Annotated in this window: 24 protein-coding genes; 19 read left to right on the top strand and 5 right to left on the bottom strand. The window is 65.2% G+C overall.

The window, feature by feature from the left end; all coding sequences use genetic code 11:
- The first annotated feature begins 9 nt into the window (after nucleotides 1-9).
- Nucleotides 10-1002, top strand: a complete 993-nt coding sequence (locus tag P3W75_RS31740) for an NAD(P)-dependent oxidoreductase (protein ID WP_346429870.1) — start codon at nucleotides 10-12, stop codon at nucleotides 1000-1002.
- A gap of 1 nt (nucleotide 1003) precedes the next feature.
- Here P3W75_RS31740 and P3W75_RS31735 read toward each other — a convergent pair whose 3' ends face one another.
- On the bottom strand, nucleotides 1004-1345 hold the full coding sequence (locus tag P3W75_RS31735) for a DMT family protein (protein ID WP_276231301.1): 342 nt from the start codon (nucleotides 1343-1345) through the stop codon (nucleotides 1004-1006).
- A gap of 169 nt (nucleotides 1346-1514) precedes the next feature.
- Between P3W75_RS31735 and P3W75_RS31730 the strand changes: the two genes are divergently transcribed.
- Nucleotides 1515-1769, top strand: a complete 255-nt coding sequence (locus tag P3W75_RS31730) for a YkgJ family cysteine cluster protein (protein WP_276231300.1) — start codon at nucleotides 1515-1517, stop codon at nucleotides 1767-1769.
- A 135-nt stretch (nucleotides 1770-1904) separates the two neighbouring features.
- On the top strand, nucleotides 1905-2513 hold the full coding sequence (locus tag P3W75_RS31725; protein WP_276231299.1) for an START domain-containing protein: 609 nt from the start codon (nucleotides 1905-1907) through the stop codon (nucleotides 2511-2513).
- A gap of 312 nt (nucleotides 2514-2825) precedes the next feature.
- Here P3W75_RS31725 and gltA read toward each other — a convergent pair whose 3' ends face one another.
- Nucleotides 2826-4112, bottom strand: a complete 1287-nt coding sequence (gene gltA, locus P3W75_RS31720) for a citrate synthase (RefSeq protein ID WP_276231298.1) — start codon at nucleotides 4110-4112, stop codon at nucleotides 2826-2828.
- A 356-nt stretch (nucleotides 4113-4468) separates the two neighbouring features.
- On the opposite strand from gltA, the gene sdhC reads away from it, so the two are divergent.
- The 11 genes from sdhC (at nucleotide 4469) to P3W75_RS31665 (ending at nucleotide 18699) form a co-directional block, all read left to right on the top strand.
- Nucleotides 4469-4855 (top strand): succinate dehydrogenase, cytochrome b556 subunit, encoded by a 387-nt coding sequence (gene sdhC / locus P3W75_RS31715; protein WP_276231297.1) that lies wholly within the window; start codon nucleotides 4469-4471, stop codon nucleotides 4853-4855.
- The gene (gene sdhD / locus P3W75_RS31710; RefSeq protein WP_276231296.1) at nucleotides 4849-5217 is read left to right on the top strand and encodes a succinate dehydrogenase, hydrophobic membrane anchor protein; all 369 of its coding nucleotides are present in this window, start codon (nucleotides 4849-4851) and stop codon (nucleotides 5215-5217) included. Before sdhC ends, sdhD begins: the two co-directional genes overlap by 7 nt.
- A gap of 3 nt (nucleotides 5218-5220) precedes the next feature.
- Nucleotides 5221-6993 (top strand): succinate dehydrogenase flavoprotein subunit, encoded by a 1773-nt coding sequence (gene sdhA / locus P3W75_RS31705; protein WP_276231295.1) that lies wholly within the window; start codon nucleotides 5221-5223, stop codon nucleotides 6991-6993.
- Nucleotides 6994-7004: 11 nt separating this feature from the next.
- A complete protein-coding gene (locus tag P3W75_RS31700) occupies nucleotides 7005-7712 on the top strand; it encodes a succinate dehydrogenase iron-sulfur subunit (protein WP_276231294.1) in 708 nt (235 codons plus the stop codon).
- Between the two features lie 249 nt (nucleotides 7713-7961).
- Nucleotides 7962-10793 (top strand): 2-oxoglutarate dehydrogenase E1 component, encoded by a 2832-nt coding sequence (locus P3W75_RS31695; RefSeq protein ID WP_276231293.1) that lies wholly within the window; start codon nucleotides 7962-7964, stop codon nucleotides 10791-10793.
- A gap of 42 nt (nucleotides 10794-10835) precedes the next feature.
- The gene (gene odhB / locus P3W75_RS31690) at nucleotides 10836-12065 is read left to right on the top strand and encodes a 2-oxoglutarate dehydrogenase complex dihydrolipoyllysine-residue succinyltransferase (protein ID WP_276231292.1); all 1230 of its coding nucleotides are present in this window, start codon (nucleotides 10836-10838) and stop codon (nucleotides 12063-12065) included.
- Nucleotides 12066-12147: 82 nt separating this feature from the next.
- Nucleotides 12148-13584, top strand: coding sequence for a dihydrolipoyl dehydrogenase (gene lpdA, locus P3W75_RS31685; RefSeq protein WP_276231291.1), 1437 nt, complete (start codon nucleotides 12148-12150; stop codon nucleotides 13582-13584).
- A gap of 161 nt (nucleotides 13585-13745) precedes the next feature.
- Entirely contained in the window at nucleotides 13746-14912 is a 1167-nt protein-coding gene (gene sucC, locus P3W75_RS31680; RefSeq protein WP_276231290.1) for an ADP-forming succinate--CoA ligase subunit beta, read from the top strand.
- Nucleotides 14912-15793 (top strand): succinate--CoA ligase subunit alpha, encoded by an 882-nt coding sequence (gene sucD / locus P3W75_RS31675; RefSeq protein ID WP_276231289.1) that lies wholly within the window; start codon nucleotides 14912-14914, stop codon nucleotides 15791-15793. Before sucC ends, sucD begins: the two co-directional genes overlap by 1 nt.
- A 623-nt stretch (nucleotides 15794-16416) precedes the next feature.
- Nucleotides 16417-17724 carry a branched-chain amino acid transport system II carrier protein gene (gene brnQ, locus P3W75_RS31670; protein ID WP_276231288.1) on the top strand — a complete coding sequence of 436 codons (1308 nt, stop codon included), beginning with the start codon at nucleotides 16417-16419 and terminating at the stop codon, nucleotides 17722-17724.
- Nucleotides 17725-17952: 228 nt separating this feature from the next.
- Nucleotides 17953-18699, top strand: a complete 747-nt coding sequence (locus tag P3W75_RS31665) for a DUF599 domain-containing protein (RefSeq protein ID WP_276231287.1) — start codon at nucleotides 17953-17955, stop codon at nucleotides 18697-18699.
- A 49-nt stretch (nucleotides 18700-18748) separates the two neighbouring features.
- On the opposite strand, the gene P3W75_RS31660 is transcribed toward P3W75_RS31665, so the two are convergent.
- Complete coding sequence (locus P3W75_RS31660; protein WP_276231286.1) at nucleotides 18749-18970, bottom strand: hypothetical protein; 222 nt, start codon at nucleotides 18968-18970, stop codon at nucleotides 18749-18751.
- A 161-nt stretch (nucleotides 18971-19131) separates the two neighbouring features.
- Here P3W75_RS31660 and P3W75_RS31655 point away from each other — a divergent pair, with 161 nt between their 5' ends.
- The 5 genes from P3W75_RS31655 (at nucleotide 19132) to P3W75_RS31635 (ending at nucleotide 24073) form a co-directional block, all read left to right on the top strand.
- Nucleotides 19132-19584 carry a PaaI family thioesterase gene (locus tag P3W75_RS31655; RefSeq protein WP_276231285.1) on the top strand — a complete coding sequence of 151 codons (453 nt, stop codon included), beginning with the start codon at nucleotides 19132-19134 and terminating at the stop codon, nucleotides 19582-19584.
- Nucleotides 19581-20027, top strand: a complete 447-nt coding sequence (locus tag P3W75_RS31650; RefSeq protein WP_276231284.1) for a PaaI family thioesterase — start codon at nucleotides 19581-19583, stop codon at nucleotides 20025-20027. The genes P3W75_RS31655 and P3W75_RS31650 overlap by 4 nt, the downstream gene beginning before the upstream one ends.
- A 9-nt stretch (nucleotides 20028-20036) precedes the next feature.
- Nucleotides 20037-21272, top strand: a complete 1236-nt coding sequence (locus P3W75_RS31645) for an MFS transporter (protein ID WP_276231283.1) — start codon at nucleotides 20037-20039, stop codon at nucleotides 21270-21272.
- A gap of 99 nt (nucleotides 21273-21371) precedes the next feature.
- Complete coding sequence (htpG, locus tag P3W75_RS31640) at nucleotides 21372-23270, top strand: molecular chaperone HtpG (protein ID WP_276231282.1); 1899 nt, start codon at nucleotides 21372-21374, stop codon at nucleotides 23268-23270.
- A 71-nt stretch (nucleotides 23271-23341) separates the two neighbouring features.
- Nucleotides 23342-24073: a dienelactone hydrolase family protein gene (locus P3W75_RS31635; RefSeq protein ID WP_276231281.1), complete on the top strand. Its 732-nt coding sequence runs from the start codon at nucleotides 23342-23344 to the stop codon at nucleotides 24071-24073.
- Nucleotides 24074-24275: 202 nt separating this feature from the next.
- Here the strand turns inward: P3W75_RS31635 and P3W75_RS31630 are convergent, their stop codons facing one another.
- Entirely contained in the window at nucleotides 24276-25526 is a 1251-nt protein-coding gene (locus P3W75_RS31630; protein WP_276231280.1) for a sugar MFS transporter, read from the bottom strand.
- A 46-nt stretch (nucleotides 25527-25572) separates the two neighbouring features.
- Nucleotides 25573-26439 (bottom strand): pirin family protein, encoded by an 867-nt coding sequence (locus tag P3W75_RS31625; protein WP_276231279.1) that lies wholly within the window; start codon nucleotides 26437-26439, stop codon nucleotides 25573-25575.
- Between the last annotated feature and the right edge of the window lie 36 nt (nucleotides 26440-26475).

The following is a 26475-nucleotide window of genomic DNA, read 5'->3' as shown; positions in this document are numbered from 1 at the left end:
GGCCTGCTCGTGGGTTGTCGGGGCGGTTCGGCGGCGCGCGTGGCGCCTGGCAAGCAGTATGGAAGGCCTTTCGGGGCTCGGCAAACCGCTGCTAGGCTTGGCCGATCGACAACAGGGGAGCATCGAGCAATGGCCAAAGTCGCGTTCATCGGCCTGGGCGTCATGGGCTATCCCATGGCCGGGCACCTGCGGGCCAAGGGGCACGAGGTGCGGGTCTACAACCGCACGCCGACACGCGCCGCGCAATGGGTCGCCGAGCATGGCGGCAGCGCCGCGCCGACGCCGCGCGAGGCGGCCGCCGGGGCGGAATTCGTGATGTGCTGCGTGGGCAACGACGACGACCTGCGCAGCGTGGTGCTGGGGCCCGACGGCGCCTTCGCCGGCATGCAGCCGGGCAGCGTCTTCGTCGATCACACCACGGCGTCGGCGGCGGTGGCCCGCGAATTGGCGGTACAAGCCGCCGAGCGTGAGCTGGGCTTCCTCGATGCGCCGGTTTCCGGCGGCCAGGCCGGTGCCGAAAACGGCGTGCTGACGGTGATGGTGGGTGGCGAGGAGGCCTTCTACCGGCGCGCCGAGCCGCTCATCGGCGCCTACGCGCGGATGCAGCGGCTGATGGGCCACAGCGGCGCCGGGCAGCTGACCAAGATGGTCAACCAGATCTGCATCGGCGGCCTGGTCCAGGGCCTGTCCGAGGCCCTGCACTTCGCCCAGTGCGCCGGGCTCGACGGCGAGGCCGTGGTGGGCGTGATCAGCAAGGGCGCGGCGCAGTCCTGGCAGATGGAGAACCGCCACAAGAGCATGCTCGAAGGGCGCTTCGACTTCGGCTTCGCCGTCGACTGGATGCGCAAGGACTTCGCCATCGTTCTCGACGAGGCGCGGCGCAATGGCGCGCAGCTGCCGGTGACGGCGCTGGTCGACCAGTTCTACGCGGAAGTCCAGGCCGCCGGTGGTGGGCGCTGGGACACCTCGAGCCTGATCACCCGGCTGAAGCCGCGCGACTGATTCAGCTGCGGAAGATGAAGTAGACCGCGCCCAGCAGGCACAGGCCGGCCCACAGGTAGTCGAGCTTCAGCGGCTGCTGCATGAAGAACACGCTGAAGGGCACGAACACCGCGAGGGTGATGACCTCCTGCATGATCTTCAGCTGGCCCACCGAGAGCTGCGTGTAGCCGATGCGGTTGGCCGGTACCTGCAGCAGGTACTCGAACAGGGCGATGCCCCAGCTGACCAGCGCGGCGATGATCCACGGCTTGCTGTTCAGGGTCTTCAGGTGCCCGTACCAGGCGAAGGTCATGAACAGGTTGGAGAACACCAGGAGGGTGGCGGTTTGGACCCAGACCGGCATGCGCATGCTCCAGGGATGGACGGTTCGCCAGCCTAGAGCGTCGCGCCGGCGCCGCCAAGGGCCGACGCGTAGCGCTTGGCGGCGCGCGCTGGCGGGCTTATCCTGCGCGCCGCGCAAGGCTTCCCGCCGTGCGCGCGAATCCTCCATTCCCGTCCGAGTCCTGCTGAAGATGCAATGCCGTGCCGGTTGTGGCGCCTGCTGCGTGGCGCCGTCGATCTCCTCGCCGATTCCCGGCATGCCCGCCGGCAAGCCCGCGGGCGTGCGCTGCGTGCAACTCGACGAGCGCAACCTCTGCCGCCTGTTCGGCAAGCCCGAGCGGCCGGCCGTCTGCGCGGCCTTCGACGCCGACGCCGAGGCCTGCGGCGACAGTAACGAAGCGGCCTATCGCATCCTCACCGAGTGGGAGCGGATCACCGCCGCCTGAGTGACTTGGAAGTCACGTTTTCAAGGCCCATACTGGCGCCCATCCTGACTGCCGAACCGCTCAGGATCGCGGATTTGCACGGGGTCGGCCTGCGCGCGGGCCCCGCGAGACCAACAATAACCAGAGGAAAAAACGATGCGTGGCATCCTGCGTATGACCCTGTTGAGCGCCGCCATGGTGGCCGTCTGCGGCAACGCCCTGGCCGAGGACTGGCAGTTGGCCAAGGACGAGGACGGGGTCAAGGTCTACCTGAGCAGCGTTCCGGGCTCCAAGTACAAGGCCTACCGCGGCGTGGTGGACATCAAGGCCGACGTGGCCGCCATCAACGCCCTGCAGGAAGACGTGAAGGGCTCCTGCAAGTGGATTCACGCCTGCGCCGATATGCGCCTGCTGAAAAGCGAGGGCGACAACTCCTGGACCTACTCGAAGATCGACATGCCGTGGCCGGTGACCGGCCGTGACGTGGTGATCCACGTGACCACCGAGAAGACCGCCGACGGCGGCCTGATCCGTCACCTCAACGCCGACCCGGCGTACATCCCGGAAGAGAAGGGCGAGATCCGCGTGCCCAAGCTGGTCGGCGAGTGGAAGCTGGTGCCCAAGGGCGCCGGCGTTACCGAAGTGACCTACCAGGTGCAGACCGAGCCGGGCGGCAGCATCCCGTCCTGGCTGGCCAACAGCTTCGTGGTGGACGCGCCGATGAACACCCTGAAGGGCCTGCGTTCGGCAGCCGAGAAGCGCTGAGACGCAACCGGCCGGTGAGACGAGGCCGCCTTCGGGCGGCCTTTTTCATGCCCGCGATTCGGCGTTGCGACGCCGGACAGCGGTGCCGCTCCTACGGGGGGACCACCTGAAGCTTGGTCCAGCGTCGTAGGGCGCATAACCGTTCGCGGTTATCCGCCGTCGGCCCGAGCGCCGGAGCCGGCGGCAATGGCGGATAACGCCGTAGGCGTTATGCGCCCTACGGGATTTGAGCGGGTGAAGGCGTGCGCGAGGCAAGGGGCGCGGGCAATAAAAAAAGGCTGCCGAGGCAGCCTTTTTCGTGTCCAGCGAGACTTACTTGCGAGCGTCGAGCTCGACGAAGTTGCGCTGGGTGTAGCCGGTGTACAGCTGGCGCGGACGGCCGATCTTGTACGGGCCGGAGAGCATTTCCTGCCAGTGCGAGATCCAGCCCACGGTACGTGCCAGGGCGAAGATCACGGTGAACATGCTGGTCGGGATGCCGATGGCCTTGAGGATGATGCCCGAGTAGAAGTCCACGTTCGGGTAGAGGTTGCGCTCCACGAAGTAGGGGTCGTGGCGGGCGATCTCTTCCAGCTTCATGGCCAGTTCCAGCTGCGGATCGTTGATGCCCAGCTCGCTGAGCACCTCGTCGCAGGTCTGTTTCATGACCTTGGCGCGCGGGTCGAAGTTCTTGTACACGCGGTGGCCGAAGCCCATCAGCTTGAACGGATCGTTCTTGTCCTTGGCCTTGGCCACGAACTTCTCGATGTTCGAAACGTCACCGATCTCGTCCAGCATGCGCAGAACGGCTTCGTTCGCGCCACCGTGGGCCGGGCCCCAGAGGGCGGCGATGCCGGAGGCGATGCAGGCGAACGGGTTGGCGCCCGACGAACCGGCCAGGCGTACGGTCGAGGTCGACGCGTTCTGCTCGTGGTCGGCGTGCAGGATGAAGATGCGGTCCATGGCCTTGGCCAGCACGGGGCTGATCGGCTTGGTTTCGCAGGGGGTGTTGAACATCATATGCAGGAAGTTCTCTGCATAGCTCAGGTCGTTGCGCGGATACATCATCGGCTGACCCATGGAGTACTTGTACACCATGGCGGCGATGGTGGGCATCTTGGCGACCAGGCGATGCGCGGAGATCTCGCGATGCTTGGGGTTATTGATGTCCAGGGAGTCGTGATAGAAGGCCGACAGGGCACCGATGACGCCACACATGATGGCCATCGGGTGAGCGTCGCGGCGGAAGCCGTTGAAGAAGGTCTTCAGCTGCTCGTGAACCATGGTGTGGTTCTTGATGGTGCCGACGAACTGTTCCTTCTGCTCGGCGGTGGGCAGTTCGCCCTTGAGCAGCAGGTAGCAGGTTTCCAGGTAGTCGGAGTGCTCGGCCAGCTGCTCGATGGGGTAGCCGCGGTGCAGCAGCACGCCCTTGTCGCCGTCGATGTAGGTGATCTTCGACTCGCAGGAGGCGGTCGACATGAAGCCAGGATCGAAAGTGAAGTGGCCCGTGGAGGTGAGACCCCGCACATCGACTACATCGGGGCCCAGCGTGCCGGATAGGACGGGCAGTTCGACGGGGGCTGCGCCCTCGATGATCAACTGCGCTTTCTTGTCAGCCATGATTTGGCCTCCTATTAATGCTTGAAATCATCTGTACGACCCCCCACGCAGGGCCCGCACCACTATAGAGAGATAAATTCGATTGTCAATTTGCGCGAACCGGTGTCGGACAGCCCTTCCAACTGCCTGTTTTGGCGAAAAAAATCGCCTATTTACGCCTTTTGCGGGGGTGCGGCAATAAGTCCTTAGGCGTAGGGGATTCCGTTGTCATTAGGAGCCTAACTGTCTATACTCGGCGACCAGCCGCCAGAGGCCTCCAGACCTCGCTCCACAGGCGGTTGTCACTCCCGAAGGTGATGGGTACCTGACAAGTGCACCTCCCGACAACTAGCCCTGCAATTCAAAGGGCTCTCAGTGTGAAAAAAGCCGTGAATAGCAAACGACCTGTAAACCTAGACCTAAGGACCATCAAACTCCCTGTCACCGCTTACACGTCCATTCTCCACCGCATCTCTGGCGTCATCCTTTTCGTAGGCATTGCCGTTCTGCTATTTGCGCTCGACAAGTCCCTCGCATCGGAAGACAGCTTTGAGCAGGTGAAGGCGTGTCTGGCCCATCCGTTGGCCAAGCTTGTGATCTGGGGCCTGCTGTCTGCGCTGCTGTACCACCTAGTAGCCGGTGTGCGTCACCTCGTCATGGACGCAGGTGTCGGCGAAACACTGGAAGGCGGTAAGCGTGGTTCGAAAATCGTCATCGCCATCGCTGTGGTGCTGATCGTTCTGGCGGGGGTCTGGGTATGGTAACTAACGTCACTAACTTCTCGCGTTCTGGCCTCTACGACTGGATGGCCCAACGCGTTTCCGCGGTCGTTCTCGCGACTTACGTGCTTTTCCTGCTGGGTTACCTGGTTACCCACCCGAACATCTCCTACGAGGAGTGGCATGGTCTGTTCTCCCACAGCCTGATGAAGATCTTCAGTCTTCTCACGCTGGTTGCCCTGAGCGTACACGCCTGGGTCGGCATGTGGACCATCACCACCGACTACCTGACTCCGATGGCCCTCGGCAAAGCCGCGACCGTCGTGCGTTTCCTCGTCCAGGCGGTATGCGGCATGGCCATGTTCGCATTCTTCGTCTGGGGTGTGCAGATTCTCTGGGGTAACTGATCCATGGCTAGCAATCGTACTCTTTCCTTCGACGCCATCATCGTTGGTGGTGGCGGCGCCGGCATGCGCGCAGCGCTGCAACTGGCCCAGGGCGGTCACAAGACCGCCGTCGTGACCAAGGTCTTCCCGACCCGCTCGCACACCGTATCCGCCCAGGGCGGCATCACCTGCGCCATCGCTTCGGCCGACCCGAACGACGATTGGCGCTGGCACATGTACGACACCGTCAAGGGCTCCGACTACATCGGTGACCAGGACGCGATCGAATACATGTGCTCCGTCGGCCCGGAAGCCGTGTTCGAACTGGAACACATGGGCCTGCCGTTCTCCCGTACCGAGCAGGGCCGCATCTACCAGCGTCCGTTCGGTGGCCAGTCCAAGGACTTCGGCAAGGGTGGCCAGGCCGCCCGTACCTGCGCCGCGGCCGACCGTACCGGTCACGCCCTGCTGCACACCCTGTACCAGGCCAACCTGAAGAACGGCACCTCGTTCCTCAACGAGTGGTACGCCGTCGACCTGGTGAAGAACCAGGACGGCCACGTGGTCGGCATCATCGCCATCTGCATCGAGACCGGCGAAACCGTCTACATCCGTTCCAAGGCCGTGGTCCTGGCGACCGGCGGTGCGGGCCGTATCTACGCCTCCACCACCAACGCCCTGATCAACACCGGTGACGGCGTGGGCATGGCCCTGCGTGCTGGCGTGCCGGTGCAGGACATCGAAATGTGGCAGTTCCACCCGACCGGCATCGCCGGCGCCGGTGTACTGGTCACCGAAGGTTGCCGCGGTGAAGGCGGTTACCTGATCAACGCCCATGGCGAGCGCTTCATGGAGCGTTACGCTCCGAACGCCAAGGACCTGGCTGGCCGCGACGTGGTCGCCCGCTCCATGGTCAAGGAAGTGATCGCCGGCAACGGCGTGGGCCCGAACAAGGACCACGTACTGCTGAAGCTCGACCACCTCGGCGAGGAAGTTCTGCACAGCCGCCTGCCCGGCATCTGCGAACTGTCCAAGACCTTCGCGCACGTCGACCCGGTCGTCGCGCCGATCCCGGTCATCCCGACCTGCCACTACATGATGGGCGGCGTCGCCACCAACATCCACGGTCAGGCCCTGACCATGGACGCCAATGGCAACGACACCATCGTCGAAGGCCTGTTCGCCGTAGGCGAAGTGGCTTGCGTATCGGTACACGGCGCCAACCGCCTGGGCGGCAACTCGCTGCTCGACCTGGTGGTCTTCGGCCGCGCGACCGGTCTGCACCTGGAAAAGGCCCTGAAAGAGGGCATCGAGCACCGCGGCGCCTCCGAGAGCGACTTGGAAGCTTCGTTCAAGCGCCTCAACGGCGTGAACGAGCGCACCAGCGGCGAAGAAGTCGCCCCGCTCAAGCGCGAGCTGCAACAGTGCATGCAGAACTACTTCGGTGTATTCCGTACCGGCGAATACATGCAGAAGGGCATCGCTCAACTGGCTGACCTGCGCGAGCGTATCGCCAACGTCAAGATCAACGACAAGAGCCAGGCTTTCAACACCGCGCGCATCGAAGCGCTGGAACTGCAGAACCTCCTCGAAGTGGCCGAAGCCACTGCCATTGCGGCCGAACACCGCAAAGAGTCCCGCGGCGCCCACGCCCGCGAAGACTTCGAGGAGCGCGACGACGAGAACTGGCTGTGCCACACCCTGTACTTCCCGGGTGAGAAGCGCGTCGCCAAGCGTGCCGTCAACTTCGCGCCGAAGACAGTACCGGCATTCGAACCCAAGGTTCGGACTTACTAAGGGTGCCCGCCATGTTGAAAGTAAGTGTTTACCGCTACAACCCCGACACCGACGCTGCACCCTACATGCAGGACTTCGATGTCAACACCGACGGTAAGGACGTGATGGTCCTCGACGTACTGGCGCTGATCAAGGAACAGGACGAGGGTTTCTCCTACCGTCGCTCCTGCCGTGAAGGCGTCTGCGGTTCCGATGGCATGAACATCAACGGCAAGAACGGCCTGGCCTGCATCACTCCGCTGTCGGCCGCCGGCCTGAAGGGCGGCAAGCTGGTGCTGCGTCCGCTGCCGGGCCTGCCGGTGATCCGTGACCTGGTCGTCGACATGAGCATCTTCTACAAGCAATACGAGAAGGTGAAGCCGTTCCTGCAGAACGATACTCCGGCTCCGGCCATCGAGCGTCTGCAGACCCCGGAAGAACGCGAGAAGCTGGACGGTCTGTACGAGTGCATCCTGTGCGCCTGCTGCTCGACCTCCTGCCCGTCCTTCTGGTGGAACCCCGACAAGTTCCTCGGTCCCGCCGCGCTGCTGCAAGCCTATCGTTTCCTGGCCGACAGCCGCGACACCAAGACCGAAGAGCGTCTGGCTTCGCTGGATGACCCGTTCAGCGTATTCCGCTGCCGCGGGATCATGAACTGCGTGAACGTGTGCCCGAAAGGCCTGAACCCGACCAAGGCCATCGGTCACGTGCGTAACATGCTGCTGCAGAGCGGGACCTGATCCCACTCCTGGCGCATGCGCTAAAGAGCAATACCCGTGCCGCCGGAACATTGTCCGGCGGTGCGGTTGCAACGGGCCCCAGCTCACAAAGCCGGGTTCTGACATTGAAAACGTATATATGACCAGCAGGGGCATCCGGGCTGGTACCCGGACTATCTGCGGGAACCTTGGTGGCTACCAGTCGCTGCACAGGGCTTGGTATCCCGACGCGTTCCACAGGTGGAGTCCCCTTACCGAGGGTGACCAAGCATGCACGAAAGCGTAATGCAGCGGATGTGGAACAGTGCCCATCTATCCGGTGGGAACGCTGCCTACGTCGAAGAGCTCTACGAGCTCTACCTGCACGACCCGAACGCTGTGCCAGAAGAGTGGCGCACGTACTTCCAGAAGCTCCCCGCCGACGGCAATCCCGCTCCCGACGTCTCGCATTCCTCGATCCGCGATCATTTCGTACTCCTGGCCAAGAACCAGCGTCGTGCCGCACCGGTATCCGCCGGCAGCGTCAGCACCGAGCACGAGAAGAAGCAGGTAGAAGTCCTGCGCCTGATCCTGGCGTATCGACTGCGTGGACATCAGGCGGCCAAGCTCGATCCGCTGGGTCTCTGGGTGCGCAGCGCGCCCTCCGACCTGTCGCTCGACCACTATGGCCTGACTGCCGCCGACCTCGACACCACCTTCCGCACCGGTGAACTCTACATCGGCAAGGAAGAGGCAACCCTGCGTGAAATCCTCGATGCACTGAAGCAGACCTACTGCAGCACCATCGGCGCCGAGTTCATGCACATCGTCGATTCCGAGCAGCGCCACTGGTTCGCCCAGCGCCTGGAAAGCGTACGCGGTCGTCCGACGTACTCCACCGAGGCCCGCGCGCACCTGCTGGAGCGCCTGACCGCGGCCGAGGGCCTGGAAAAGTACCTGGGCACCAAGTACCCGGGCACCAAGCGTTTCGGTCTTGAAGGCGGCGAAAGCCTGATTCCGATGGTCGACGAGATCATCCAGCGCTCCGGTTCCTACGGCGCCAAGGAAATCGTCATCGGCATGGCCCACCGTGGCCGCCTGAACGTCCTGGTCAACACCCTCGGCAAGAACCCGCGCGACCTGTTCGACGAGTTCGAAGGCAAGAAGCTGGTCCAGCTCGGTTCCGGCGACGTGAAGTACCACCAGGGCTTCTCTTCCAACGTCATGACCAGTGGTGGCGAAGTCCACCTGGCGCTGGCCTTCAACCCGTCGCACCTGGAGATCGTCTCCCCGGTGGTCGAGGGTTCGGTCCGCGCGCGTCAGGACCGTCGCAAGGACGGCAGCGGCGACAAGGTCGTGCCGATTTCCATCCACGGTGATGCCGCCTTCGCGGGGCAGGGCGTGGTCATGGAAACCTTCCAGATGTCCCAGACCCGTGCCTACAAGACCGGCGGCACCATCCACATCGTGATCAACAACCAGGTCGGCTTCACCACCAGCCGCCAGGACGACGCGCGCTCCACCGAGTACGCGACCGACGTTGCCAAGATGATCCAGGCGCCGATCTTCCACGTGAACGGCGACGACCCGGAAGCGGTGCTGTTCGTCACCCAGCTGGCCGTCGACTACCGCATGCAGTTCAAGCGTGACGTGGTCATCGACCTGGTCTGCTACCGCCGTCGCGGCCACAACGAGGCCGACGAGCCGAGCGGCACCCAGCCGCTGATGTACCAGCAGATCGCCAAGCAGCGCACCACTCGCGAGCTGTACGCCGACGCTCTGATCGCCGCTGGCGCGCAGACTGCCGAACAGGCCCAGGAGAAGGTCGACGAATACCGCGACGCCCTGGACAACGGCCTGCACGTGGTGAAGAGCCTGGTCAAGGAGCCGAACAAGGAACTGTTCGTCGACTGGCGTCCGTACGTCGGCCACGCCTGGACCGCGCGTCACGACACCCGCTTCGACCTGAAGACCCTGCAGGAACTGTCCAGCAAGCTGCTGGAGACTCCGGACGGCTTCGTCATGCAGCGTCAGGTGCAGAAGATCTACGAAGACCGCGCCAAGATGGCGGCCGGCGGCATGCCGATCAACTGGGGCTTCGCCGAGAACCTGGCGTACGCGACCCTGCTGTTCGAAGGCCACCCGGTGCGCATGACCGGTCAGGACGTCGGCCGCGGCACCTTCTCGCACCGCCACGCGGCGCTGCACAACCAGAAGGACGACTCGGTCTACATCCCGCTGGCCCATGTGTTCGACGGCCAGCCGCGCGTCAGCCTGTACGACTCCTACCTCTCGGAAGAGGCGGTTCTGGCGTTCGAATACGGCTACGCCACCACCACCCCGGACGCCCTGGTGATCTGGGAAGCGCAGTTCGGCGACTTCGCCAACGGCGCGCAAGTGGTGATCGACCAGTTCATCACCAGTGGCGAGACCAAGTGGCAGCGCCTCTGCGGCCTGACCATGCTGCTGCCGCACGGCTACGAAGGCCAGGGTCCGGAGCACTCCTCCGCGCGTCTGGAGCGTTACCTGCAACTGTGCGCCGAGCAGAACATCCAGGTCTGCGTGCCGACCACCCCGGCGCAGGTCTACCACATGCTGCGCCGTCAGGTGATCCGTCCGCTGCGCAAGCCGCTGATCGTCATGACTCCGAAGTCGCTGCTGCGCCACAAGCTGGCCATCTCGACCCTGGAAGACCTGGCCAACGGCTCGTTCCAGACCGTCATCGACGAGATCGACAGCCTGGATCCGAAGAAGGTCGACCGCCTCGTACTGTGCAGCGGCAAGGTGTACTACGACCTGCTCGAGAAGCGTCGTGCCGAAGGCCGCGAGAACATCGCGATCGTGCGCCTGGAGCAGCTCTATCCGTTCCCCGAAGACGACCTGGCCGAAGTTCTGTCCAAGTACAAGAACCTCAAGCACATCGTCTGGTGTCAGGAAGAGCCGATGAACCAGGGTGCCTGGTACTGCTCGCAGCACCACATGCGCCGTGTCATCGCCGCGCACAAGAAAGGCCTCAACCTGGAATACGCCGGCCGCGATGGCTCGGCCGCCCCGGCTTGCGGCTACGCTTCGATGCACGCCGAGCAGCAGGAAAAACTGCTGCAGGACGCCTTCACCGTTTAACGCCAACGCGCAGTTGATACCGAATTTAAGGAAACACACATAATGGCTATCGAAATCAAAGCCCCATCCTTCCCGGAATCGGTCGCCGACGGCACCGTCGCCACCTGGCACAAGAAGCCGGGCGAAGCCGTCAAGCGTGACGAGCTGATCGTCGACATCGAAACCGACAAGGTCGTGATCGAGGTTCTCGCCGAGGCTGATGGCGTCCTGGCCAGCATCGTCAAGAACGAAGGCGACACCGTACTCAGCAACGAACTGCTGGGCACCCTGAGCGAGGGCGGCGCCGCTGCCGCCGCTCCGGCCGCCGCCGCTGCTCCCGCCGCCGCCCCGGCTGCTGCCGCTCCGGCCGCCGCCGCCGAAGACGCCATCCTCTCGCCGGCCGCCCGCAAGCTGGCCGAAGAGAACGGCATCGACCCGAACGCCATCGCCGGCACCGGCAAAGGCGGCCGTGTGACCAAGGAAGACGTGGTCGCCGCCGTGGAAGCCAAGAAGAACGCCCCGGCTGCCGCTCCGGCCGCCGCCAAGCCGGCCGCCGCTGCCGTCGAGGCTCCGGTGTTCGCCGCCGGTGACCGCGTCGAGAAGCGCGTGCCGATGACCCGCCTGCGCGCCAAGGTCGCCGAGCGTCTGGTCGAGGCCCAGTCCTCCATGGCCATGCTGACTACCTTCAACGAAGTCAACATGAAGCCGATCATGGACCTGCGCAACAAGTACAAGGACCTGTTCGAGAAGAAGCACAACGGCGTCCGCCTGGGCTTCATGTCCTTCTTCGTCAAGGCCGCCACCGAAGCCCTCAAGCGCTTCCCGGGCGTCAACGCCTCGATCGACGGCAACGACATCGTCTACCACGGCTACCAGGACATCGGTGTCGCCGTATCCAGCGACCGCGGTCTGGTCGTTCCGGTACTGCGTAACGCCGAGTTCATGAGCCTGGCCGAGATCGAGAACGGCATCGCCACCTTCGGCAAGAAAGCCAAAGACGGCAAGCTGTCGATCGAAGACATGACCGGTGGTACTTTCACCATTTCCAACGGTGGCGTATTCGGTTCCCTGCTGTCGACTCCGATCGTCAACCCGCCGCAGACCGCCATCCTCGGCATGCACAAGATCCAGGAGCGCCCGATGGCCGTTAACGGCCAGGTGGTGATCCTGCCGATGATGTACCTGGCGCTGTCCTACGACCACCGCATGATCGATGGCAAGGAAGCGGTCAGCTTCCTGGTCGCCATGAAGGACCTGCTGGAAGACCCGGCTCGTCTGCTGCTGGACGTCTGATTCGTCATTTCATACGACGGCCCCGTACTACCACGACGGCCCCTCGCGGGGCCGTCCGCTTCACCGGAATAAGGATTGAGACATGAGCCAGAAATTCGACGTGGTTGTGATTGGTGCTGGCCCCGGCGGTTACGTAGCCGCCATCCGTGCCGCCCAGCTCGGCCTGAAGACCGCCTGCATCGAGAAGTACATCGGTAAAGAGGGCAAGGTCGCCCTCGGCGGTACCTGCCTGAACGTAGGCTGCATTCCGTCCAAGGCGCTGCTGGACAGCTCCTGGAAGTACAAGGAAGCCAAAGAGAGCTTCAACGTCCACGGTATCTCCACTGGCGAAGTGAAGATGGACGTTCCGGCGATGGTTGCCCGCAAGGCCAACATCGTGAAGAACCTGACCGGCGGCATCGCCACCCTGTTCAAGGCCAACGGCGTGACCTCCTTCGAAGGCCACGGCAAGGTCCTGGCCAACAAGCAGGTCGAAGTGACCGGCCTGGACGGCAAGACCCAGGTTCTGGAAGCCGATAACATCATCATCGCTTCGGGCTCCAAGCCGGTCGAAATCCCGCCGGCCCCGCTGACCGACGACGTGATCGTCGACTCCACCGGCGCCCTGGAATTCCAGAGCGTACCGAAGAAGCTGGGCGTGATCGGCGCCGGCGTCATCGGCCTGGAGCTGGGTTCGGTCTGGGCCCGCCTGGGTGCCGAAGTGACCGTCCTGGAAGCCCTGGACAAGTTCCTCCCGGCCGCCGACGAGCAGATCGCCAAGGAAGCCCTGAAGACCCTGACCAAGCAAGGCCTGAACATCCGCCTGGGCGCTCGCGTCACCGGTTCGGACGTGAAGAAGAAGCAGGTCACCGTGACCTTCACCGACGCCAACGGCGAGCAGAAGGAAACCTTCGACAAGCTGATCGTGGCCGTGGGCCGTCGCCCGGTGACCACCGACCTGCTGGCCGCCGACAGCGGCGTGACCCTGGACGAGCGTGGCTTCATCTTCGTCGACGACCACTGCAAGACCAGCGTTCCGGGCGTCTTCGCCATCGGTGACGTGGTCCGTGGCGCCATGCTGGCGCACAAGGCCTCGGAAGAGGGCGTGATGGTCGCCGAGCGCATCGCCGGTCACAAGGCCCAGATGAACTACGACCTGATCCCGTCGGTCATCTACACCCACCCGGAAATCGCGTGGGTCGGCAAGACCGAGCAGCAACTCAAGGGCGAAGGCGTCGAAGTCAACGTCGGCACCTTCCCGTTCGCCGCCAGCGGCCGCGCCATGGCTGCCAACGACACCGGCGGCCTGGTCAAGGTCATCGCCGACGCCAAGACCGACCGCGTCCTGGGCGTCCACGTGATCGGCCCGAGCGCCGCCGAGCTGGTTCAGCAGGGCGCGATCGCCATGGAATTCGGCACCAGCGCCGAAGACCTGGGCATGATGGTCTTCTCCCACCCGACTCTGTCCGAAGCGCTGCACGAAGCGGCCCTGGCGGTGAATGGCCACGCCATCCACATCGCCAACCGCAAGAAGCGCTGAGGCGGTAGGACCACGGCGGGGCAGGGCGGCAGTCATTTGCGAGGGACTGTCGTAACCATCCCGCCGGATTCCCGCTCCCCGGAGCAGGAGTCACAGGTGGCGCGGCGCCACGAGCGGCGCGCCGAATGCGCAATACCCAAGACGAATAACGGTAGACAAGCATGAATCTCCACGAGTATCAGGGTAAGCAGCTGTTCGCTGAGTACGGCCTGCCCGTATCCAAGGGCTACGCCGTTGACACACCCGAAGAGGCCGCAGAAGCCTGTGAGAAAATCGGTGGCACCGAGTGGGTCGTCAAAGCCCAGGTGCACGCCGGTGGCCGCGGTAAAGCGGGCGGTGTGAAGCTGGTCAAGAGCAAGGAGGACGCCAAGGCGTTCGCCGCCAACTGGCTGGGCAAGCGCCTGGTGACCTACCAGACTGACGCCAACGGCCAGCCGGTCAGCAAGATCCTGGTGGAATCCTGCACCGACATCGACAAGGAGCTGTACCTCGGCGCCGTCGTCGACCGTTCCAGCCGCCGCATCGTGTTCATGGCTTCCACCGAAGGTGGCGTGGACATCGAGAAGGTCGCTCACGACACTCCCGAGAAGATTCTGAAGGCTACCATCGACCCGCTGGTCGGCGCGCAGCCGTTCCAGGGCCGCGAGCTGGCCTTCCAGCTGGGCCTGAAAGGCGACCAGATCAAGCAGTTCGTACACATCTTCGTCGGCCTGGCGAAGCTGTTCCAGGACTACGACCTGGCCCTGCTCGAAGTCAACCCGCTGGTGATCAAGAAAGACGGCAACCTGCACTGCCTGGACGCCAAGATCAACATCGACGCCAACGCCATGTACCGTCAGCCCAAGCTGCGCGCCATGCACGACCCGTCCCAGGACGACGCTCGTGAAGCCCATGCGCAGAAGTGGGAACTGAACTACGTCGCGCTGGAAGGCAACATCGGCTGCATGGTCAACGGCGCTGGCCTGGCCATGGGCACCATGGACATCGTCAACCTGCACGGCGGCAAGCCGGCCAACTTCCTCGACGTTGGCGGCGGCGCGACCAAAGAACGCGTGACCGAAGCGTTCAAGATCATCCTCTCCGACAGCAACGTCGCTGCCGTTCTGGTGAACATCTTCGGCGGCATCGTTCGCTGCGACATGATCGCCGAAGGCATCATCGGTGCCGTCAAGGAAGTCGGCGTGAAGGTTCCGGTTGTCGTCCGTCTGGAAGGCAACAACGCTGAACTCGGCGCCAAGGTACTGGCCGAAAGCGGTCTGAACATCATCGCTGCGACCAGCCTGACCGACGCTGCCCAGCAAGTCGTCAAGGCCGCGGAGGGTAAGTAATGAGCATCCTGATCAACAAAGACACCAAGGTCATCTGCCAGGGCTTCACCGGTTCGCAGGGCACCTTCCACAGCGAACAGGCCATCGCCTACGGCACCAAGATGGTCGGCGGCGTGACCCCCGGCAAGGGCGGCACCACCCACCTGGGCCTGCCGGTGTTCGACACCGTCAAGGAAGCCGTTGAAGCCACCGGCGCCGAAGCTTCGGTGATCTACGTTCCGGCTCCGTTCTGCAAGGACTCGATCCTGGAAGCCGCCTTCGGCGGCATCAAGCTGATCGTCTGCATCACCGAAGGCATCCCGACCCTCGACATGCTGGACGCCAAGGTCAAGTGCGACGAGCTGGGCGTACGCCTGATCGGCCCGAACTGCCCGGGCGTGATCACTCCCGGCGAGTGCAAGATCGGCATCATGCCGGGTCACATCCACCTGCCGGGCAAAGTGGGCATCGTGTCGCGTTCCGGCACCCTGACCTACGAAGCCGTGAAGCAGACCACCGACGCCGGCTTCGGCCAGTCCACCTGCGTGGGCATCGGTGGCGACCCGATCCCGGGCTCCAACTTCATCGACATCCTGAAGCTGTTCCAGGAAGACCCGAAAACCGAAGCCATCGTCATGATCGGCGAGATCGGTGGTTCGGCTGAAGAAGAAGCCGCGGCCTACATCAAGGCCAACGTGACCAAGCCGGTGGTGTCCTACATCGCTGGTGTCACCGCACCGCCCGGCAAGCGCATGGGCCACGCCGGCGCCATCATCTCCGGTGGCAAGGGCACCGCGGACGAGAAGTTCGCCGCCCTGCAGGACGCCGGTGTGAAAACCGTGCGTTCGCTGGCCGACATCGGCAAGGCCCTGGCCGAGCTGACCGGCTGGGCGACCAAGTAAGCGCTTCGCTTAGAATCTGTTTACGATCTCGCGAGCTAGAGCAGAACTAGGCAAAAACGGGCGAGGGAGCGGAGTTTAGTCCGCTAAATGAGCATCACTCGCCTGTTTTTAACGCAGTTATGCCGACGCGCAGCAGATCGTAGACAGGTTTTACCTGACCGCCCGTCGCAAGAGGCCACCTTAGGGTGGCCTCTTGCATTGCTGCGTCGTCGCAAGAAGTGTCGTTCAGGCGACACGCCCTTTCATCCTGTGGACGAGCTGACGTACGTCAGTGCAGTTCATCGGATAGATCGTTAGGCTAGCAACTATCCCCAGTACTGCCTTCCCCACAAGGGAAAGCGTGCTAACCGCCAATCCTTATCCGGAACGGCGGCGATTCCGGACCGTCATGGATGGCGGGACAACCAGAATGCAGGAGCAAACGGGCCACGAGCCCATGGAAAACCTCTGCTATCGGACTTCCAAGAACAAATCCTCCGTGCAGGTATGACAGCGGCGTCACAGGATGCGCAGGCTCGCCAGGCGAGTCGGCCGATCCCGTTCGATGCGGCAGCGTCGTGCCCGTTCGACTTTTGTGCCTTGGGAGACCACGAAACCGTTTCAGCACTGTGGTATTCCCCTAAATGAACGTCTTGAAAGGCCAGGACATCCTGGCGCTTGGCTTTATGACCTTCGCCCTGTTCGTCGGCGCAGGCAACATCATCTTCCCGCCCATCGTCGGCCTGCACTCGGGCCCGCACGTGTGGATGGCGGCGCTCGGCTTCCTGATCACCGCGGTCGGCCTGCCGGTCATCACCGTGGTCGCCCTGGCCAAGGTCGGCGGCGCCATGGACACCCTCAGCCACCCCATCGGGCGTGTCGCCGGCGGTCTGCTGGCGGCGGTCTGCTACCTCTCCGTGGGCCCGCTGTTCGCCACCCCGCGCACCGCCACCGTGTCGTTCGAAGTCGGCCTGGCGCCGCTTACCGGTGACGGCCCGCTGCCGCTGTTCATCTACAGCCTGGTGTACTTCGCCATCGTCCTGGTGATCTCGCTGTACCCCGGCAAGCTGCTGGACACCGTGGGCCGCTTCCTCGCCCCGCTGAAGATCATCGCTCTGGCCGCGCTGGGCATCGCCGCCTTCATGCTGCCGGCCGGGACCATCGGCCAGGCCGAGCCGAGCTACGAGCACGCTGCCTTCTCCCAGGGCTTCATCAACGGCTACCTGACCATGGACACCCTGGGCGCCCTGGTCTTCGGCATCGTCATCGTCAACGCCATCCGCTCGCGCGGCGTGCAGTCGCCGCGCCTGATCACCCGCTACGCGATCATCGCCGGGCTGATCGCCGGGGTCGGCCTGGCGCTGGTGTACATCAGCCTGTTCCGCCTGGGCGCGGGCAGCCATGACATCGCCGCCGGCGCCAGCAACGGCGCGGCCGTCCTGCACGCCTACGTGCAGCACACCTTCGGCTCGCTGGGCAGCGGCTTCCTCGCCGTGCTCATCGCCCTGGCCTGCCTGGTCACCGCGGTGGGCCTGACCTGCGCCTGCGCCGAGTACTTCTGCCGGGTGCTGCCGCTGTCCTACCGCAGCCTGGTGGTGATCCTGGCCGGCTTCTCGCTGCTGGTGTCCAACCTCGGCCTGACCAAGCTGATCCAGTTCTCGGTACCGGTGCTGACCGCCATCTACCCGCCGTGCATCGTGCTGGTGGCGCTGAGCTTCTGCGCCGGCCTGTGGAAGTCGCAGACCCGCATCGTCGCGCCGGTGATGGTGGTGTCGCTGCTGTTCGGCATGGTCGACGCGCTCAAGGGCGCCGGCTTCACCATGCCCGAGTGGCTGGCGCACCTGCCGCTGTCGGAGCAGGGCCTGGCCTGGCTGATCCCTTCGGTGGCCACGCTCGCCGTGATGGTGGTGATCGACCGCCTGCTCGGCAAACCGAGCGAAGCGCTGGCCTGATCGGGCCCGCCGCAACGAGAAAGGCCGCCCACGAGGCGGTCTTTTTCTTTTGGGGGCGTAGGAGCGGGCCATGCCCGCGATTCGCGCGCAGCGCGCTCCTACAGGGTGCCGCGGGAATCGGCAGCGATCACGTGTCTTCCCACCAATACCTGGCGTCTATCTGCCGCGTTTTTCCGCAAATCACCCCACCATAGGCCCGGCCCACCTGCGGCCCCGCCAAGGAAGACCATGACCGACGTCGTCGATCTCTTCGATATCCAGTACCTGTGGAACCTGCTGGCCATGCTCTGGTTCGCCTTCTGCTGGGTCGGCTACACCCGCTACGCCAGCCACAAGGCTCGCGACACCGCCTGCCTGGCCAGCGTGCTGCACCTGTACCGCAAGGACTGGATGCGCCGCCTGCTGCTGCGCGACAACCGCGTGGCCGATGCCAGCGTGATCGGCAACCTGGAGCGCAACGCCTCGTTCTTCGCTTCCAGCACGCTGATCATCCTGGCCGGCATCCTCACCCTGCTGGGCTCCGCCGAGCGCACCGTGTCGGTGCTGGCCGACCTGCCGTTCGTGGCCTCGCCCACGCGCGGGCTGTCGGAGCTGAAGCTGCTGTGCCTGGCCGTGGTGTTCGTCTACGCCTTCTTCACCTTCAGCTGGTGCATGCGCCAGTACAACTTCGCCGCGGTGCTGATCGGCTCGGCGCCGCTGATCGGCGAACGGCATGTCGGCGAACAGGAGCGCGGAGCCTTCGCCGAGCGCGCCGCGCGGGTGGTGTCGATGGCCGCGCACCAGTTCAACCAGGGCCTGCGTTCCTACTACTTCGGCCTGGCCATGCTGGCCTGGTTCATCAACCCGTGGATCTTCATGCTGGTCACCTCCGGCGTGGTGGTGGTGCTGTACCAGCGCGAGTTCCACTCCGACGTGCTCAAGGTGATGGTGTTCACCCCCACGCCCAACGTCGAGCCGGCGAAAGAGCCGGAGTGAAGAAACGACAAGGCCCGCGAATGCGGGCCTTGTGTTTTGTTGCGGAAGCTTACTGCTGCTTCTGCTCCTCGCCGGACGGAGCCGGAGTGGCCGGGGCCGGGGTGGTCGGCGCCGGAGTGGCCTCGTTGGCCGGCGGGGTGCTCGGAGCCGGGGTCGCCGGCTGCTCGGCGGCCGGTGCGGCCGGCGGAGCCTTGGGCTCTTCTTTCTTGCCACAGCCTGCCAGAGTCAGACCGGCAACCAGCATCAGAGCGAAGGGAAGGGTTTTTTTCATCGTGGAGCCTCCATGTGCGGCGTTCCTAGTGTTAGCCCTTTGAGCTAAGCCTGCCTTCAGAAGTTCAACGCAAGTTTGCGTCGGTACTACGATTATTCACAGCAGAGCGCCTCGGCTGGGGAGTATGATGCGCCTTCGAACAGCCCAGGACTCCGATTCGCATGAGTGAAATGTCCATCCTAGAGCGCGCGCAACGTTTTCTCGATGTCCTGCGCCATTGCCAGGTGCTGGGGATCGCCGCCCACGCCGCGGATGAAAAAGGTCTGACCCTGCGCCTGCCTTATAGCGAAGCGATCGTTGGCAACCCGGAAACCGGGGTGATCCACGGCGGCGCCATCACCACCCTGATGGACACCACCTGCGGCATCTCGACCATCTGCGTGCTGCCGCAGTTCGAAATCTGCCCGACGCTGGACCTGCGCATCGACTACATGCACCCGGCCGAGCCGCACAAGGACGTCTACGGGTTCGCCGAGTGCTACCGCGTGACCCCCACGGTGATCTTCACCCGTGGCGTGGCCTACCAGGACGACCCCTCGCAACCCATCGCCCACGTGGTCGGCACCTTCATGCGCCTGGGCAAGGGCGCGGGCGGAAAGGGGGAGGGCGCATGAGCTCGCCGGACATGCAGCAACTGCTGCGCCAGATGCACCAGGACAACGACTTCAGCCCACTGCTGGACATGATTCCCTACGCCCGGTTGATCGGCATCCGTTGCCTGCGCCTGGGCGAGGACGTGATCTTCCACCTGCCGGCCAGCCGCGACAACATCGGCAACCCGACCCTGCCGGCGCTGCATGGCGGGGTGATCGCCGGCTTCATGGAACACGCGGCCATGCTCCACCTGCTGATGCTGATGGGCCAGCCGCACCTGCCGAAGATCATCGACTTCTCGGTCGACTACCTGCGCGCCGGGCATTTCCGCGACACCTATGCGCAATGCCAGGTCTGGCGCCAGGGCCGGCGCGTGGCCAACGTCGCCATCAGCGCCTGGCAGACCACCCGCGCGGAGCCCATCGCCACGGCCCGTGCGCATTTCAAGGTCGACGGCGCCTAGGTCCGGGCCATGGACACCCTGCTGATCCTCGGCGGCTTGCTGCTGATCCTGGCCGGCTACGTCTGGCTGGTGCTGCTGGCCTTCGAGCGCGGCCCGCTGTGGGGCCTCGCCTGCCTCCTGCCGCCGCTGGCGCCGGTGTTCCTCGCGCGGCACTGGGCGTTCGCCCGCCGCGCGGTGATCTTCGGCGCGCTGGGCTGGATTCCGCTGGTGGTCGGCCTGGCCATGCTGGCCGCCCAGGACCCGGCGCGGCTGCAGGCCATAGTCGCGCTCCAGTGGCTGCACAGCGAGCCGGCGGCGGCGCCGGAGCTGGCCATCGAGCTGCGCGGCGAACTGCAGGGCGAAGCCTTCGAACCGCGCCAGGCGGACCTGATCGACGGCGTGCTGAGCCTGCGCGAAGGGCAGGGCTTCTACGCCAGCCGCGAAGTGCGCATCCATCTGCCCGGCGTGACGCACGGCCCGTTGCGTCTCGACCTGTTGCCCGAAGACCGCGGTGCGCGGCCGATCGTGGAAATCAGCCAGCTGCAGCCGGGCCAGGACCTGCCCCAGGCGCTGCGCCTGCGCGACGGCTACAGCCTGCACCTGGACCTGCAGCCCAAGGCGTCGAACCGCCTGGTCGGCGACTTCCACCTGGTGCTGCCGGCGGAATACCGCACCACACTCAGCGGCCGCGTCGAGCTGTACACCGATCAGCTGCGCTACCGCGACGGCCGGGTCGACACCCGTTACGACTCCGCCGACACCCTGGCCTACGTCCTGCGTGACTACCTGCAGCGGCGCTTTCCCGGTCAGCGGGCGGCCTTCGCGCAGGCGCCACGGCCGCTTCCCGGCCAGCACGAGCTGCCGCTGGCGCTGGACTTCGACCTCGATGGCCAGCCACGCCACCTGGACCTGGTATTGCAGCGCGACGCGCAGCGCGGCTGGGTGGTGCGCGACGACCATTACGCCCGCCTGGCGCCACGCGCGCTGGTCGAAAGCGCGCCGACGCGCGCCGCGCAGCCGGCCCAGGCGCCGCTCTCCCGCGCCGGCGGGGCCCTGTCGCTGCAGCGCCTGCAGGCCGAGCCGCAGCGCTACGTGAATCGCGGCATGCGCGTGACCACCGAGCGCGGGCGGGTGGCCGAGGGCATCTTCACCGGCTTCGACCAGGACGGCCGGGTGGTCATCCGCCGCCTGCTCACCGGCGCCGGGCAGGCCAGCTACAGCCTGCGGCCGAGCGAGATCAGCGCGATCGAATTGCTGGTGAATTGATCGCCTCGTCGGGCAAGCCCTTGAAAAGCTTCGGGAAGACCCCATTTCGCTGACATCCGCCGCCCGCTGCGGCTTTTGTCATCCTCGGAGCGAGAACCAATGAGCGTGGAGACGCAGAAAGAGACCCTGGGCTTTCAGACCGAAGTGAAGCAACTGCTTCACCTGATGATCCATTCCCTGTATTCGAACAAGGAAATCTTCCTCCGCGAGCTGATTTCCAACGCCTCCGACGCGGCCGACAAGCTGCGCTTCGAAGCCCTGGCCAAGCCGGAGCTGCTCGAAGGCGGCGCCGAGTTGAAGATCCGCGTCAGCTTCGACAAGGACGCCAAGACCGTCACCCTCGAAGACAACGGCATCGGCATGAGCCGCGAGGAAGTGATCGCGCACCTGGGCACCATCGCCAAGTCCGGCACCGCCGACTTCCTGAAGAACCTGTCGGGCGACCAGAAGAAGGATTCGCACCTGATCGGCCAGTTCGGCGTGGGCTTCTATTCGGCCTTCATCGTCGCCGACAAGGTCGACGTGTTCAGCCGTCGCGCCGGCGCACCGGCCAGCGAGGGTGTGCACTGGTCGTCGAAAGGCGAGGGCGACTTCGACGTCGCCACCGTCGACAAGGCCGAGCGCGGCACCCGCATCGTCCTGCACCTGAAGGATGGCGAGGACGAGTTCGCCGACGGCTGGCGCCTGCGCAACGTCATCAAGAAGTACTCCGACCACATCGCCCTGCCCATCGAGCTGCCGAAAGAACAGCACGGTGAAGACGCGCCAGCGGAAGTCGAGTGGGAAGTGGTCAACCGCGCCAGCGCCCTCTGGACCCGTCCGCGTACCGAGATCAAGGACGAGGAATACCAGGAGTTCTACAAGCACATCGCCCACGACTTCGAGAACCCGCTGAGCTGGAGCCACAACAAGGTCGAAGGCAAGCTGGAATACACCTCGCTGCTCTACGTGCCCGGCCGCGCCCCGTTCGACCTGTACCACCGCGAAGCCCCGCGCGGCCTGAAGCTGTACGTGCAGCGCGTGTTCATCATGGACCAGGCCGAGCAGTTCCTGCCGCTGTACCTGCGCTTCATCAAGGGCGTGGTGGACTCCAACGACCTGTCGCTGAACGTCTCCCGCGAAATCCTCCAGTCCGGCCCGGTGATCGACTCGATGAAGTCGGCGCTGACCAAGCGCGTGCTGGACATGCTGGAGAAGCTGGCGGGCAATGACGCCGAGGCCTACAAGGGCTTCTGGAAGAACTTCGGCCAGGTCCTCAAGGAAGGCCCGGCGGAAGACTTCGCCAACAAGGAGAAGATCGCCGGCCTGCTGCGCTTCTCCTCCACCAGCGACGAGTCCGGCGAGCAGAGCGTCTCCCTGGCCGACTACCTGGGCCGCCTGAAGGAAGGCCAGGACAAGATCTACTACCTCACCGGCGAGAGTTACGCGCAGGTGAAGAGCAGCCCGCACCTGGAAGTCTTCCGCAAGAAAGGCATCGAAGTGCTGCTGCTCACCGACCGCATCGACGAGTGGCTGATGAGCTACCTGTCGGACTTCGACGGCAAGGCCTTCGTCGATGTCGCCCGTGGCGACCTGGACCTGGGCAGCCTGGACTCCGAAGAGGACAAGAAGGCCCAGGAAGAAGTCGCCAAGGCCAAAGAGGGCCTGGTCGAGCGCCTGAAAGCCGCTCTCGGCGAGGAAGTCGCGGAAGTGCGCGTGTCGCACCGCCTGACCGACTCGCCGGCGATCCTCGCCATCGGCGAGGCCGACCTCGGCCTGCAGATGCGCCAGATCCTCGAGGCCAGCGGGCAGAAGGTGCCGGAGTCGAAGCCGATCTTCGAGTTCAACCCGGCCCACCCGCTGATCGAGAAGCTCGACGCCGAGCCCGACGAGGAGCGCTTCGGCGAACTGGCGCACATCCTCTTCGACCAGGCCGCGCTGGCCGCCGGCGACAGCCTGAAGGACCCGGCCGCCTATGTGCGCCGGTTGAACAAGCTGCTGGTGGAACTTTCCGCCTGAGCGAGTAACCTCCCACAAAGCCCGCCTTAGCGGGCTTTGTGCTTTTCCTACCCCACTCAAGGAAGCCACCCATGAGTCAGATCAGCGTCCAGCCCGTCGCCTATGAAGCCGACGGTGTGTCTTTCGAAGGCCAGCTCGTCTTCGACGCCTCCAGCACCGTGCAACGCCCGGGCCTGCTGATGGCGCCGAACTGGATGGGCGTCAGCCAGGGCGCGCTGGATATCGCCCGCCAGGTCGCCGGCCACGGTTACGTGGTGCTGGTGGCCGACGTCTATGGCAAGGACGTGCGCCCCAACGGCCCGGACCAGGCCGGCGCCGCGATGATGCCGCTGAAGAACGACCGCGCGGCCCTGCGCCGCCGCCTGCAGGCCGCCTTCAAGGCGCTCCAGGCCCAGGCCGGCAAGGCGCCGCTGGATGGCGCCAAGCTCGCCGCCTTCGGTTTCTGCTTCGGCGGTTGCTGCGCCCTGGACCTGGCCCGCGACGGCGCGCCGATCGCCGCCGCGGTGTCTTTCCACGGCACCCTCGACGCGACGGATCCGGCCGAGGCGAAGAACATCAAGGGCGCGGTGCTGGTCCTGGATGGCGCCATCGACCCGCTGGTGCCGCGCGAGCAGCTGCGCGACTTCGCCAAGGAAATGAACGACGCCGGGGTGGACTGGACCCTGACCAGCTACGGCGGCGCGGCGCATTCCTTCACCGACCCGCACGCGCAGATCCCCGGCAAGATGCAGTACGACGCGAAAGTCTCGCGCCGCGCCTTCCAGGCGATGTACGACCTGCTGGACGAGCAGTTCGGCGAGTAAGGCGTTTCACCTGCGCCATGCAAAAGCCCGGCGTTCGCCGGGCTTTTTCTTGTCGCGGAGCCGAGGGCGCGTAGGCGCCGGAGCCTCGCGAGAGGCTTTTCGCAGGAGCGAGCTTGCTCGCGAACAGCTTCGCGGCGGGGTTCGTTCGCGAGCAAGCTCGCTCCTACAGGGGGGCGTCGCTGGAGCCCCGCTCAGGTCGCCGTCAGGGCTCCACCGCCTGCCGCACCACCTTGCTCTCATCCGCGCGATAGCCGCGTGCGCCGAACCAGGTGATGTACAGGTAGCACACCAGCGGCACCGCGAAGGACAGCAGCAGGCCCACGCGATCGGCGAAGAAGCCTTGCAGCAGCGGCATCACCGCGCCGCCGACGATGGCCATGCAGAGCAGGCCCGAGCCCTTGCTGGTCAGGTTGCCCAGCCCTTCCAGGGCCAGCGAGAAGATGGTCGGGAACATGATCGAGTTGAACAGGCCGATGAGGATCAGCGCCCACATCGCCACGTGCCCGCCCACGCCGATCGCCACCGCCAGCAGCGCCACGATGGTCAGTGCGTTGAAGGCGAGGATGCGGTTCGGGCGGATGCTGCGCATCAGCACGCTGCCGATGAAGCGGCCGACCATGGCGCCGCCCCAGTACAGCGAGAGGTACTTGCTGGCCTGCTCGCTGGGCAGCCCGGCGATGTCCGGCTGGCCCATCAGGCTGACCAGGTAGCTGCCGATCGACACCTCGGCGCCGACGTAGCAGAAGATGCCGATCACCCCGAACACCAGGTGCCGGTGGGCGAACAGCGAGTGCTGGCCGGCGGCCGCGCCGTCGCTGGGCTCGCCGTGGGTGATCTTCGGCAGGCGGAACAGGCCGATGACGATGGCGATGGCGAACAGCAGGCCGGCCAGCACCAGGTAGGGGGTCTTCACCGAATCGGCTTCTGCGGCGGCGCTGCTTAGCCCTTCGACCGCGCCGGCGCCGATGGCGAGGATGGTCACCGAACCCACCAGCGGGCCGACGGTGGTGCCCAGGGAGTTGAAGGCCTGGGTCATGTTCAACCGGCTGGCCGCCGACTCGGGGCTGCCCAGCACGTTGACGTAGGGGTTGGCCGCCACCTGCAGCAGGGTGATGCCCGAGGCGAGGATGAACAGCGCGGCGAGGAACGCCGGGTAGGACTGCGCGCTGGCCGCCGGCAGGAACAGCAGGCAACCGACGCCGGCGGTGAGCAGGCCGAAGATGATCCCGCGCTTGTAGCCCAGGCGCTCCACCAGCCGCCCGGACGGGAAGGACATGATGAAGTAGGCGGTGAAGAAGCTGAACTGGATCAGCGAGGCCTGCACGTAGTTGAGGGTGAACACCGCCTTCAGGTGCGGCACCAGGATGTCGTTCAGCGAGGTGATCAGGCCCCACATGAAGAAGAGAATGGTGAGCACCGTGAGGGCGCTGGTGTGGCGGTTCTGCTCTGGCATGGGAGCTCCAGGAGGTGGTAGCGGGGGAAAGGGTGGACCGCCGCGCTCAGCGCGGCAGTTCGATGCGCTCGTGCTCGCCGGGCACCGTCGGCCAGTCGCCGGCGGCCCAGCGCTGGCGGGCCTGGTCGATCAGGGCCGGGTCGCTGGCGACGAAGTTCCAGTTCATCCGCCGCGGCCCGTCCAGCGCCGCGCCGCCGATGAGCACTGCGCGGCAGTCGCTGCAGGCGCTCAGCAGCGGGCTCTCGCCCTCGGGCAGGACCAGCAGCTGGCGCAGCGGCGCGGGATTGTCGTCGAGCAGGGCCTCGCCTTCCAACAGATAGAGCGCCCTTTGCGGATATTCAGGCGACAGGTTCAGGGTGCTGCCGGCGACCATCTCGAGGTCGGCGTAGAGCGTCGGCGACAACACCGGCACCGGCGAGGTGAGGCAGAAGCCGCTGCCGGCGATCAGGCGGATGCGCACGCCGAGGCTCTCGCTCTGCGGCAGGCTGGCGACGGGGTGGTGGCTGTAGCTGGGCTCGCGGCCTTCCTCGGCCTGCGGATGGGCCAGCCAGACCTGCAGGCCGTGCAGGCGCGAGCCGCGCTCGCGCAGGTCCGCCGGGGTTCGCTCGACATGCGCGACGCCGCGCCCGGCGCTCATCCAGCTGACGTCGCCGGGGCGCACCAGCTGGTCGGAGCCGAGGCTGTCCTTGTGCTGCACCTGGCCTTCGAGCAGGTAGGTGAGGGTGGACAGGCCGATATGCGGGTGCTGGTTGATGTTCATGCCGCGGCCGGGGGCGAAGTCGGTGGCCAGCATGTGATCGAAGAACACGAAGGGCCCGATGCTGCGGAACTGCGCCGACGGCAGCGCGCGCAGGATCGGCATGCCCTCGACGTCTTCGGCGTGGGGGCGGATGGCGAAGGGGGTGGCGGTCATGGCGGGCGTTCCGGAAGGCGATGGCCAATAGGATAG

This window comes from Pseudomonas citronellolis (genome assembly GCF_029335315.1).
Lineage (GTDB): Bacteria > Pseudomonadota > Gammaproteobacteria > Pseudomonadales > Pseudomonadaceae > Pseudomonas > Pseudomonas citronellolis_A.
This window is presented reverse-complemented; position numbering and strand designations above follow the sequence as displayed.